10 protein-coding genes are annotated in these 13209 nt (G+C 33.9%); 4 read left to right on the top strand and 6 right to left on the bottom strand.

The annotated features are described in order from the left end of the window. Positions 1–11 precede the first annotated feature (11 nt). The 3 genes from OQ292_RS27520 to OQ292_RS27510 form a co-directional block, all read right to left on the bottom strand. A complete protein-coding gene (locus OQ292_RS27520; protein ID WP_284687501.1) occupies positions 12–977 on the bottom strand; it encodes a helix-turn-helix transcriptional regulator in 966 nt (321 codons plus the stop codon). Positions 978–998: 21 nt separating this feature from the next. Next, positions 999–1703 (bottom strand): LytR/AlgR family response regulator transcription factor, encoded by a 705-nt coding sequence (locus tag OQ292_RS27515; protein WP_284687500.1) that lies wholly within the window; start codon positions 1701–1703, stop codon positions 999–1001. 537 nt (positions 1704–2240) lie between these two features. Continuing rightward, a complete protein-coding gene (locus tag OQ292_RS27510) occupies positions 2241–3284 on the bottom strand; it encodes a sensor histidine kinase (RefSeq protein ID WP_284687499.1) in 1044 nt (347 codons plus the stop codon). A 221-nt stretch (positions 3285–3505) separates the two neighbouring features. Between OQ292_RS27510 and OQ292_RS27505 the strand changes: the two genes are divergently transcribed. Both OQ292_RS27505 and OQ292_RS27500 read left to right on the top strand, forming a co-directional pair. Then, entirely contained in the window at positions 3506–5887 is a 2382-nt protein-coding gene (locus tag OQ292_RS27505; RefSeq protein WP_284687498.1) for a TonB-dependent receptor, read from the top strand. A 32-nt stretch (positions 5888–5919) separates the two neighbouring features. Continuing rightward, the gene (locus OQ292_RS27500) at positions 5920–6216 is read left to right on the top strand and encodes a DUF3861 domain-containing protein (RefSeq protein ID WP_284687497.1); all 297 of its coding nucleotides are present in this window, start codon (positions 5920–5922) and stop codon (positions 6214–6216) included. Between the two features lie 325 nt (positions 6217–6541). On the opposite strand, the gene OQ292_RS27495 is transcribed toward OQ292_RS27500, so the two are convergent. Continuing rightward, positions 6542–7045 (bottom strand): YybH family protein, encoded by a 504-nt coding sequence (locus OQ292_RS27495; RefSeq protein WP_284687496.1) that lies wholly within the window; start codon positions 7043–7045, stop codon positions 6542–6544. 29 nt (positions 7046–7074) lie between these two features. Beyond that, a complete protein-coding gene (locus OQ292_RS27490) occupies positions 7075–7527 on the bottom strand; it encodes a YybH family protein (protein ID WP_284687495.1) in 453 nt (150 codons plus the stop codon). A gap of 400 nt (positions 7528–7927) precedes the next feature. Between OQ292_RS27490 and OQ292_RS27485 the strand changes: the two genes are divergently transcribed. Further along, entirely contained in the window at positions 7928–9643 is a 1716-nt protein-coding gene (locus OQ292_RS27485) for a GMC oxidoreductase (RefSeq protein ID WP_284687494.1), read from the top strand. 13 nt (positions 9644–9656) lie between these two features. On the opposite strand, the gene OQ292_RS27480 is transcribed toward OQ292_RS27485, so the two are convergent. Beyond that, positions 9657–10487, bottom strand: coding sequence for a glycerophosphodiester phosphodiesterase (locus tag OQ292_RS27480; protein WP_284687493.1), 831 nt, complete (start codon positions 10485–10487; stop codon positions 9657–9659). Positions 10488–10781: 294 nt separating this feature from the next. On the opposite strand from OQ292_RS27480, the gene OQ292_RS27475 reads away from it, so the two are divergent. Next, the gene (locus OQ292_RS27475) at positions 10782–13187 is read left to right on the top strand and encodes a TonB-dependent receptor (protein WP_284687492.1); all 2406 of its coding nucleotides are present in this window, start codon (positions 10782–10784) and stop codon (positions 13185–13187) included. The last annotated feature ends 22 nt before the right edge of the window (positions 13188–13209 follow it).

Here is a 13209-nt window from a genome sequence, read left to right as displayed (position 1 = left end):
AAAATGTTCAATTAATTCTTTGTCATTTTAGATGGAGAGCAACCATAATACTGTTTGAAAATGGTTATAAAATGAGGAGCACTTTGATACCCGAGCATCTCGGCGATTTCATTAATCTTGTAATCATTAATTAACTCTAGGGCTTTTTTCATCTTTAATTCGATGATATAAGCCCTAATGGTTGTTCCATAAACTTTTTTAAAGCTTTGCTTAAGTTGCAATTCGTTTAAAAATACATGTTTTGCCAGTTCTTTAATTGTTGGAGTTTCATGGAAATTACGTTCAATATATTCACGTACTTTTCTAACTTTATCAATAAAAATAGGATTGATGCCCTTTAGCAAGTGATTTTTTTGAGAAATATGATAATTCAGTACTAGAAAAAGTTCTTTCAATTTTAGCTCGATATATTCCATCCTTTCATTTTTTGTCCATTTAGACTCAATTATCTGGTTTAGAATATTTTGTACCGGAAAATAAAAAGTGGCAAAAGGTTCTCTTTGGGCATCTTCAATTATTTGCAATAGCTTTTTTACTATTTCGAAACTCCATTTTTCCTTTTTTGCCAATGATAAAACATAAGCTCTTGGGAATATAATTATACTATAAGCGGTATGCTGATTAGATAGATTATATATTTGCTCTTTAAAATTTTTACCATAACCCAAGTTAATACTTCCTGAAGTTGGGTCTATCTTTTTTCCCTGTTTTAAAATATATGGTTTCCCTTTAGAAATTTGAGAAATTAGGATATGCTCACCCTCAATTAGAAAATGATCTGTTAAATCAGTTTTACTCTTTAGGGTAGTTTGAATGATACATACATTGGGTGCATATTCAACCTGAGATGTTATTAAATTGTCCCCTTTGTTGTAGTTAACTTGCTCAATCTCAAAACTTCCCTTTTTAGATGTTTGGTCAATGTCTAATTCAAAAAGGGTTAAATCAATTTCTTCTAAGTATGATTTTATTAGCATATTTCTTCCCGCAATTATTCCTTATCTGATAAACCTTTTAATAAAACCATCTTTGTAAGTGCGACCTATCGGAATTTCTTTTCCATCGGTTAGGTATACTTTGCTGGCGACTATTTTCTGGATTTTTGTCGCATTTATAATAAAAGACTTATGCACTCTTATGAATTGATTTGGATTTAGTAACTCAATCCAGTGTTGTAAAGTTTCTGTAGACAAATATTTCTTATTCTTTAAAAATACTTCTGTGTAATCTGCATCAGATTGTATATAAATAATATCATCAATGGTGATTTTAAAATGCTCGTAACCAGATTTTAAAAATATTACATCTGAGAATAGCGAGCTTTTATTTTGCCCAGTTGTATCTTTAGTTTCTTGCTTTTCTGCGGGCACTCTTGAAATAGCCTTTACAAAACGCTCAAACGAAAAGGGTTTTAAGAGATAGTCAACTACATTGAACTCATAACTTTCCAGTGCATATTCGGCAAATGCGGTGGTTAAAATAACATGAGGGGGATTCTGTATTGTTTTTAGAAAATCTATGCCCGATAGTTTTGGGAGATGTATATCTAAAAAGATAAGATCAATTTTGTTGTTTCTAAGAAATGTCATTGCCTGTATGGCATCAGAAAAGGTGCCTTTTAGGTTTAAGGTACCAATGTCTTCAGAAAATCTCTTGAGAATTCTTTGAGCTGGTGGCTGGTCTTCTATGATGATGCAATCCATAATCATCTTGTTTGTAGTTGAAAGCTTAGCAATTAATATAATTAGCCAAGCCAATTGTGTTATCGGTTATGTGTTGAAAGACTGAGGTCTTGTTTTTAGTTCTTAGTGCAAAGTTACTGATAGAAAATTCTACGAGAAATAATATCAGGCAAACGACCAAAACTCTACCATAAGTCGCTGCATTACTCATGTAAATGTTTAGTTATTACACCTCTTCCATTATCCTTAAATACTTTGTAGCATGCATTTTTTTAATGGATAAGGCTAAAAAAATCTCCACCCAGATAAAATCAGAGTGGAGAAAAGTACAACATGTTTAAGTTTATAAACCCTAATCTGTTGTGTGAGGTAAGTAAAACATTAATTTGAAATGTATTAATTATTTCAATTAATGATTGTCTTGAATGATTTGAGACTTTATAAGTTTGACGGTTTCATATTTTAAATAGATGAATTTTATATCTATAAAAGTTTAAGGTATCGCTAATCTCCTTAATTGTATGGATAAAAACTTTGCTTGCTCCTTAATAGAAATTATTAATAGGTATGAATTGGCTTTCGCTTCAAATCATCTTTATCAATTTCGGTGTGCTCTACTATTAACTTTAGGTATACTTCAAAAAAGCTTTCAGTTTCTTTAATCTCTATTTGATATTGATTTGCATATAATAGTTTCAATCTCTTTTTTACATTTTCCAAACCTATTCCATGAGGCAACATTTCAGACTTTTGCATTTTCTGAAAATTGTTTCTACAGCTAAATTCCAGCTCTCCGTTTTCAGATAAATTTAGTTTAATGTCGATATAAATGTTGTCAGACAAACTTGCTTGACTATGTTTAAAGGCATTTTCTATAAATACAATTAATATAAGTGGAGCGATTAAGTAATTAGATTGAATATTTCTGTATTCAAAGCCTACAAAACCTCTTTCTTCAATCTGTAGTTGATTGAGCTTTATAAAGTTTTCTAGTTGTTCTATTTCTTTTGAAAGCGGCACATAATTCTCCTTACATTCATATAACATATAGCGTAAAACACCACTTAAATCTAGTATAATCTTGGGTGTTTTAGGTGAATTTTCCATCGCATAAGCATATAAATTATTCAGGTTATTAAACAAAAAATGCGGGTTAATTTGAGATTTGAGCATTTGTAACTCACTTTCTTGAATACTTTTTTTGAGCGTATCTACCTCTTTTTGTTTGCCAAGTGCATCCCAAGCAAACTTAAAACCCGACAGAATGGTAATTACCGGTAAAATCTGAAATAGGGTAAAAAACACTCCCGGAAAAGCTTTAGCTCGCATTTGAGGAAAAAATATCTGCTCTAGCAAGAGCTCTTCTACCAAAATAACCCAGCAAAGTGTAAGAGATAGATAAATGAAAAACTGGATATTTTTCTTTTTATACAAATACTTTAGAAGTAAATAATAGCTGATAAATAAGGTACAGATGGCATAATGCAAGAAAAATACAATTTCGAATAGCTCAATTTGTGGGTGATCTTTATCGAAAGAGTAAAAAATAAATACCACAAAATGAAGTACTATTTGGAATAGCAATTCATTTCTAGTGATCAATTTTTTATTGCGATTATAAATCATTCAATAAAACTAGCTATCTCATTTTGCTATTAAAAAAATATAAGGTCAACAACAGAATTCAGCCTACCACTGACATTTTCACAGGTTTAAGCAGTATTTATGTCGTTTACAAGCGAAGTTTTGCTGTTCAAGGAAACTAATTTTTACTGTGATGTAAAATAATATTCTTTGTAACATCAACTAATATTCCACTATCAATGATGAGATTAAGATTTACTATTCTATTTATTAGCCTTATAAGTATTGCAACCGCATTACAAGCACAAACCAAAAATATTACTGTAAAAGGTAAAGTAATTGATGGCAAAAGTGAGCAACCTGTTGAGTTTGCTACTGTTGTATTAAAAGATAAAAACACAGAAAAAAACATTACCGGCAAAACAACCGCAGCCGATGGTACTTTTGAGATTAAAACCGATGTAAGTGATTTTTATGTGGAAGTCAGCTTTATTGGTTTCGAAACTAAAGCGATTAAAGATATTTCTATAGCAAATGGCATGGCAAACTTAGGAACCATTGCCATGGGAGAAAACGAAGAGGTTTTAGAAGAACTACTTATTGTAGGCGAAAGATCTACTACAGAGTTTGAGCTAGACAAAAAAGTATTTAATGTAGGTAAAGATTTAAGCAGTGCTGGCGGTAGTGCTTTCGATGTGCTTAACAATGTACCTTCGGTAAATGTAAATATTGAGGGAGAGATTTCTCTTAGAGGAAGTACAGGTGTAGAAATTCTAATAAATGGCAAACCTTCTGTTTTAACTAGCGAATCTGGTAGCAATGCATTGGGCACCATCACCGCAGATATGATCGAAAAGATTGAGGTGATTACCAACCCTTCGGCTAAATACAATGCAGAGGGTACTTCTGGTATTATCAACATTGTAATAAAGAAAGAAGAAAGAAAAGGTACTAATGGTTCTGTAAGTATAAATACAGGGGTGCCTCATAACCATAGTTTGGGATTAAGCTTGAACCACCGTACTGAAAAATTCAATTTGTTTAGTCAGGTTGGAGCAGGTTATAGAAATATGCCAAATGAAAGCCGAAACATTAATACAGATTTAGGAAGCAATACCAGTGTAATTAGTAATGGAGAAGAAGACAAATACGAGCAGTTTTACAATTTTAGTTTAGGTACAGATTATTACATTAATCCAACAAATGTATTAACACTTTCGGGTAATTTTGCCTACGAAATAGAAGACCAACCATCAACATCATATTTCAGTTCTTTAGACGAAAATAATGAAGTAGTTTCTGAGTGGAATCGCGATCAGGCAACTTCTGCTACCAATCCTAAATGGCAATATGAATTGCAGTATAAGAGTGATTTTAAAGATGATGAAGACCATGTGTTATTATTCAGTGCGACAGGAAGCCACTTTGGTAAAGATCAATCTTCTGAATATACCAACGTAACCACTTATGGAGAAAATGTAGATAGCAATCAACAAACAGATACAGACTTTAAAGAAACTGAATACACTTTTAAGCTAGATTATACCAAGCCTTTTTTAGATAAATTTACTTTAGAAACTGGTGGCCAGTATAATATAAATGATGTGGGGAATGATTACTCTGTAAGTAATTTAGAAGATGGCACTTGGGTGGTTGACCCCGATTTATCAAACGTTTTTGAGTACCATCAGAATGTGTTGGCTTTATATGGGACAGGTGCTTATGAGGGCGATAAATGGGGATTAAAATTAGGCTTAAGAGTTGAAACCACAGACTTAAATACGGTACTCAAAAATACGGGAGAAGAGAATAATCAAAATTATACGAATTTGTTTCCTAGTGTTCATACTTCTTATAAACTTACCAATAACTTTTCTGTACAAGCAGGTTTTTCTAAAAGAATACTAAGACCGAGACTTTGGAACCTGAATCCCTTTTTCAACATCAGTAATAATTATAGTATAAGAACTGGTAACCCAGATTTAAGACCAGAATACACAGATTCTTATGAGCTTGCAGCTATGTATATAGTAGATAAAATCTCTTGGAATGTGGGTGTGTATCATAGATATACTACAGATGTAGTTGAAAGAATTTCTACTTTCGAAGATAATGTAAACATCTCGAAGCCATATAATATAGGAACCAATAGAGCAACAGGAGTAGAATTAAATGGTAAATACTTACCCGCAAATTGGCTTTCTATTACAGGAGAAATTAACTACAACTATTACATAAGAGAAGGTTCTTTAGAAACAACATCATTCGATTTTGATGCAGACCAGTGGACATCTAAAGTGACCACAAAATTTAAATTTCCATTAGATATAGACTTTGAAGTTACAGGGCATTACCAGTCTGAATACCAGACAGTACAAAGTATAATTTCTAATAACCTTTTTGCAGATATGGGTGTGCGAAAGAAAATCTTAAAAGGCAGAGGGGTAATTAATATGAGTGTGAGAGACATTTTTGCATCGAGAAGAATGGAGACAATTACTAACCAAAGTGACTTTTATTTGTACAGTTATGGAAAGAGAGGCAGGTTTGTAACTCTAGGCTTCAGCTTCGGATTTGGAAAGGGAGAAGCAATGGAATTTTCAGGACAAAAGATGCATTAATTATTCATTAATCAACCAGTAATTAAAATATAATGACAAAAAAAGCGAATAAATATCATTTAAAACTAGACTTAGTATCGCTAGCAAGTGGAGAAACTCCAGAAGAAGAAAAATCTATAGAAGTTGATTTCGATAATCACGATGAGATTTTTAAAATAATAGAAGTGCTAAAAGAGAAAGATTTATTTGAAGAAAAGGGGCAATCTGTAGAGTTTGCAATAGGGTTAAAGTTGTTTAGTGAAGTAATGATTAAAAACCGAAATAACCCTTTGTTTGAAGAGTTTGCACCCGCATTTAGAGATTTTATGAAGAAGCTAAAAAGTTCTTAAGAATGCTTCAGGTCACGAAACATAAAATTCGTTAGTGAGTGGCAATGGCAGGATTTGAATAATTTGTAATATACTTTCATTCGATTTCCTGTCTTGCTTTATGGCAAAAATTTAGATGAAATTGACAAACCGATTTATGGAGAAGTAATTACAAATCATTATCAATAGTTTAAATGAGTAATTAAAAAAAGCATCCTATTAGGGTGCTTTTTTTGTTCTTATTATCAATCAATTTGTCAATCTCACGACTGATTGAACCTCAACAAAGCTCTGATGTAACCAATAATAGCGTTTTGTGCATCGATTTTTATTCGCATAATAATATTCACATTTCTTCTTCTTGTGCGTTAGTTTCTTGTACTGGAAGTGGCATATCAGAATTAAATATATCGTGTGTAACTTCCCATTTATCATTGGCATTTCGCTGCCATACATTCAGATATTTTCCTTTATCTACCAAGGTTCCCTCACTGTTATAAATAGTAAATACACCTCTCACATTAATTAAATCTCCCTTTCCAATAAACTCAACTACAGGAAATTTCACTGTCAATCCTTCTGGGTAATTCATTACATAATCCCTTACATTATTTAACCCTTCTACAGTTTCACCATTTGGGAGCATGTAAACTACATCTTCTGAGTATCTAGCCAGATAAGGTTCGCGATTACCCTCATTCCATCCTTCATAGGCATCTGTGGTCATCATTTCCATATATTTTTTGTCTCCTTCTGATAATTCAGGAGAAGATGCAGGTTGGCAGGCACTTACAATCAATCCAGCTATAATTGCATAAATAGAAAACTGATAATTTTTTAATTTGTCCATGATACATAAGGTTTACATAAGAAATCACATCATTCAGGTTGTTCGTCTTGCACTTTAGAAACATGCATATGAACTTGTAGCCATTCATTATTTTCTTTTACCCATAAAGATGTATGCTTCCATTTACCAGTATCTATTCTACCATCTTCAAAATGAATAGTACCTTCTTGCATGGCAGTTACAACAGCACAATTTCCGTAAACTTTTACTTCGTGGTCTGTTAAAGTAAAATCAAAATCTCTGCCTTCATCAAATTGAGTTTGTATAACTTTGGTATCTGGTCTGCTAGCTAGTTCTAAACTAAGTGGTAAGTATTGGGAAAAAGAAGGATGTTTATATTTCATATATTTTTCGGCATTACCATCATTGAGAGCCTGCAACATTTCTTCACCATTTGCTTTAATATCTGCTTCTTGTGCATTCGCTACATTAAAAAGGAACAGTAAAACCAAAAGCACAGTAATCAATTTAAATATTTTCATAACCCATAGATTTAGCTTATTACCAAGAGTTAATTACTATTTTCTGGTGAAAGAAATTTGAGGTGATATTATGTTTTTTTAAGCAATTAAAATTCAGCTGGGAAGGAATATGAGCTGGATGGTGATTTTAAGACAATTCAAAGTTTTACAAATTACCTTGTTTGTTACTAATTGAATTTACATAAAATCCTTAAAAGAATACAAGTTATCAATTTATATATGGAATAATATCTAATGAAATTCGGAGGAATTACTCAATTTTGTACTTTTTCAATGTAATACTTGAAATATTCTTATTGATCTAGAATCTCTTTTTATAAAAGAATGGTCTTCTCTCAGTGCTACTATACTTTTTTTTATTTGGAGAAATGATTATCATCGGCTTTCTAAATATGATATTATGAATACTATCGGAGACGCGAAGAAGAAAATGACTTACGATGCTATTGTTGTTGGTTCAGGAATAAGTGGCGGTTGGGCTGCCAAAGAATTGTGCGAAAAGGGTTTAAAAACATTAGTACTAGAAAGAGGAAAAGCAGTTAAGCATATCAAAGACTACCCAACAGCTACACAAAGTCCTTGGGAGTTTCCTCACAGATTAGCCATGCCGTTAGAAGATGAAGAAACCAACCCGATAGCGAATCGCTGTTATGCTTACGATGATGCTACCAAGCATTTTTTTGTGAAAGATGACGAACATCCCTACATACAAGAAAAGCCTTTTGACTGGATTAGAGGCTATCAAGAAGGTGGAAAGTCTTTGTTATGGGCAAGAAATGTACAGCGTTGGAGTAATTATGAGTTTGAAGCTCCCTTGCGAGATGGTTTTGCGGTAGATTGGCCTATCCGATATCAGGATATAGCACCTTGGTATAGCCATGTAGAAATATTTGCCGGCATAAGTGGAAACAAAGATGGCATTCCGCATTTGCCAGATAGCGAAGTGCTGCCACCTTTTGAATTAAACTGTGTTGAGCAACACATTCAGCAGGAGTTAGGCGAAAAGTATAACAATGAACGCCCGGTTATTATCGGCAGATGTGCACATCTTACGGAACCACAAGAAATCCATATAAAGCAGGGGAGAGGAAAGTGTATGGCAAGGCATTTATGCTATCGGGGTTGTCCTTTTGGAGCATATTTTTCATCCAATTCATCTACACTACCTTGGGCAAATAATACGGGAAACCTCACTATGCAAACCAATTCGGTGGTGCATTCTATTATTTATGATGATGCCAAAGGAAAAGCAACTGGTGTACGTGTAATTGATAGCGAAACAGGAGAAAGTACAGAATATTTTGCCAATATCATTTTTGTGAATGCAGCTTGTTTAAACACAAATCTGATATTACTTAACTCTACTTCGTCTAGATTCCCGAATGGTTTGGGGAATGATAGCGGCACACTTGGTAAGTACATAGGTTTCCATAATTACCGTGGAAATATGCTGGCAGATTTCAATGGTTTTGAAGATAAATATTATTCTGGTAGAAGACCTACTTCTGCTTTTATGCCTTCTTTTAAAAATGTATATAAGCAAAATGCAGAATTTTTAAGAGGTTATATGGTGGCATTTAGTGCATCTAGAAAAGGTTGGGGAAGCTCATCTGCAAATATAGGTTTTGGAGAAGATATGAAAGCGCAAATGACACAAGCTGGCCCTTGGCAAGTGTTTATGATGATGCAAGGAGAGATTTTACCCAAAGAGCAAAATCATGTGAGATTGAGTGAGACGGAAAAAGATCAATGGGGAATTCCATTGCTAGTTACATCAATCGATTATGATGATAATGATGAAAAGATGCTAGCAGATTTTCTAGTAGAGGGGAAAGCAATGCTTGAAGCAGCAGGCTGTACCAATGTGAGAAGCTGGGATACCAAACAAGCACCGGGCTTAGACATACACGAGATGGGAGGAGTTAGAATGGGTAAAGACCCAGAAACTTCGATGCTCAATAAATGGAATCAGCTACATCATTGTAAAAATGTGTTTGTGACAGATGGCGCAGCCATGACTTCCTATGGAAATCAAAATCCGTCGCTCACTTTTATGGCTTTAACAGCCAGAGCCGCAAACTATGCAGTAGAAGCTTTAAAGAAAGGGGAATTGTAAAAACTCCCTTCTATTACTCTGCTGAAAAAACAGGCTTAATAGGTGTCAGTTGTAATTCATCAGCATGCTGCATAAACTCAACAATATTATTTACCAGTGGAAAATCTACGCCCATTACTAATAGCTGTTTAGCTTCTTCTAAAGAGTCTGCCTGAAAATAGTTGATGAGTACAGCATTGCTTTTCAGCTTAGCGATATGCGCTGGAGTGATTACTGGCCCTTTTTTAGGGAACTGTAAAAAATTCGCTCTTGAGCTAATGGTTTGATCTACATATTTATCAGAGGTGTTTTTTCTATCCATATTACAAAACAATATCTCAGGAATCGCTTTGCGAACTTTCTGCATGGAGCTTCTTGTACAAGCTAAAAATGATTGATGTAAACGGCCTTTTTCCTTTACCGTTTGGGCAATCATTACGGGCAAATCACCTTCTTGTTTAATGTGGATGTTGAGCCAAACATTGTAAGGCATTATGTCCAAAACTTCTTCTAGTGTTGGTATTTGCACACCAGAAAATTCTTCCAATTTCCAGCTACCTGCATCAAGTTTTCTTATTTCTTCAAAAGTGAGAGATGAAACCTCACCTGTGCCATTGGTGGTTCTATCAACAGTTTCATCATGGATAATCACCATTTTGTTGTCTTTTGTAAGCCAAACATCAAACTCGATCATTTGCGCTCCGGCTTCTATCGCAGCTTTAAATGCAGGAATTGTATTTTCAGGATGTGTATCCATTGCCCCTCTATGCGCGCATAAACCAGTAGAAGGTAATTGCTGTGTAAAAGCTGTGAGAGAAATGCCTAAATAAAAAAGTAGGAGAGTGGAAGTTAGCTTAATATTCATTTGAGCTTAATGCTTTTTTGTTTTGATAATTTGTAGTGCATGTAAAGTAAATCCAAATTTTGACTATTTAGGTTAAGTAAAGATTATGTTATTGTTATCTAAGTGCATGTTAGAAAGCTTTAGCAATTAGAAAGTTTAGATATCGGCAGTCTTTGTGTGTTGGCCAAGTTTTGAATAATTCTAAAATAATTCCTTTTCCGAAACTTAATTTTCTTTTTCCGAAACTTTTTGAAAGCTGTGTAATCTAAATTCGCACATTATTTAGAATTAGTTTAAATAAAAACAGCGCGTTTAATGCACAGATATTTATTCATATATATTATTCTGTTTACTAGCTTATCTTCATATTATGCCACAGCCCAGCATAAACAAGGAGAAATTCGCGGACAGGTTTTTTCAGAAGAAAATGAGTCTTTACAAGATATTTTGGTCTTTTTGAAGGGGACCAATTACAATACATCGACAGATAATAAAGGGAAATTTAAATTGAGTGCGCCAGCAGGAGAATACACAGTTTTTTGCTCTGGTCTTGGCTATCTCAATCAATATCAAACAATTACAGTAAAAGCTGGACAGACAACCGATCTAAACTTCACATTAAAGTACGACCCCAAAATGGTTTTGGATGAAGTAATGGTAGCAGGCAAATCTATTGTAGAAGAGGTTAGAGAAACGGCATATAATGTAGTAGCGATTGATGCTAAATCTTTAAAAAACAACTCGATGGATTTGTCGCAGGCAATGGAGAGAGTGTCTGGCGTGAGAATTAGAAGATCGGGTGGACAGGGTTCTAGTACATCAATTATGCTCAACGGGTTTACTGGCAGACATGTAAAAGTATTTATGGATGGTATTCCGATGAGTAATTTTGGTTCGGCTTTCCAGATTAATAATATTCCGATAAATCTGGCAGAGCGAATCGAGGTGTATAAAGGAGTAGTTCCGATAGAATTGGGTTCTGATGCTTTAGGTGGAGCCATCAATATCATTACTAAGAAAACTACCAATACTTATTTGGATGCATCTTATTCATATGGTTCTTTTAACACCCACAAAACCAATATCAATTTTGGTTCAACTACTAAATCTGGTTTTACATATAGTATTAATGCCTACCAAAACTATTCGGATAACAACTACAAGGTAAAAACCAATTTGCTAAACCTCGATGGCGATACTTACTCAGAAGAAGAGTACTGGTTTAGAAGATTCCATGATAAATATAGGAATGAGTCTGTTATTGGGAAAATTGGTGTAATTCAAAAATCTTGGGCAGACAGATTTTTAATAGGATTAACACTTGCGCAAGAAGAAGCCGATATACAAAATGCTAACCTAATGAAAATTGTATATGGGGGTAGAACCAGAACAGCAAAGACAGTAATGCCTTCTTTGGAATATCTAAAAAATGATTTGTTTGTTAAAAACTTATCTGTCTCACTAACAGCTAATTACAGCAAAGTAAACAATGTCAACTTAGATACAATGGCCAGACGGTACAACTGGAATGGTGAGTACGAAACAAAAGATAGTAAAGGAGAAGGCGACTATTCTATGGCTGAGTATATAAATAATACAGGAATGGCAACACTTAACTTGCAGTATGCGCTAAGCGAAAAACACAAGTTAGCCATAAACAATGTATTGAGCAGTTACGAAAGAAAAAATTCGGATGAGAAGGCAACTGATGATAATAGCGAAGAGACTGATTTTATGAAGCGTTCGAATATTAAAAATGTATTAGGTGCTTCTTATACTTTTACTCCAAATGATAAATGGAGTGCATCGGTGTTTGGTAAAAATTATTTAGTAGCTACTACAGGCCCGATTGATACTTTGGCCGCTACAGATGGAAGTTCTTCCTATATAGAAAAAACAGAAACCTTTAATACATCAGGTTATGGTTTGGTAGCAAACTATAGGTTAACAGATGCGCTCCTATTAAAAGCATCATTCGAAAAAACAGTTAGACTTCCGACAGCTACTGAGCTTTTTGGAGATGAAATTTTAGAGGTCGGAGATGCAAGCCTTAAACCTGAAAACAGCCGAAATATAAACTTTAATTTAGTTTATTCACCTTTCTTCGGTAAAGATAAAGAACATGCTTTGTATGTAGAAGCTGGCTTTTTCCACAGAGATACCAGAGATTATATCCGCAGACAAATTGAGCAAAAATACGGTGGGGCTTATTACACCAATCATGGCAATGTCCAATACATGGGTGTAGATATGGAAGCACGCTATTACTACAAAAATAAATTCTCATTGGGTGGAACAATCACATATCAAAATATAAGAGATATGGAATACTACAGTGTGAGTGGAACACCTTCTCTACACTACAAAGATAAGATGCCCAATGTACCTTATTTCTTTGGAAATACAGAAGCAAGTTATTTGATAAGAGATATTTTAGGAGGAGATAACAATGTACTTACGGTTAGTTATTTTCTGAATTATGTGCATGAGTTTTTTAGAAACTGGGAAAGCCTAGGCAGCAGTAATAGTAAAGTTACTATTCCGAGTCAGTTATCTCATGATTTGGCTCTTACTTATGTAATGAAAGATGGTAAGTACAATATAGCACTAGAGGCAAAAAATTTCACGAATACAATTCTTTACGACAATTACAGCTTGCAGAAACCTGGAAGAAGCTTTTCGGTGAAGCTGAGATATTTCTTTAGCAAAGACAAAAAATAAAATTTCGAATATTAATAAACCT

The sequence above is a fragment of the Chondrinema litorale genome (assembly GCF_026250525.1).
Taxonomy (GTDB): Bacteria; Bacteroidota; Bacteroidia; order Cytophagales; family Flammeovirgaceae; genus Chondrinema; species Chondrinema litorale.
This window is presented reverse-complemented; position numbering and strand designations above follow the sequence as displayed.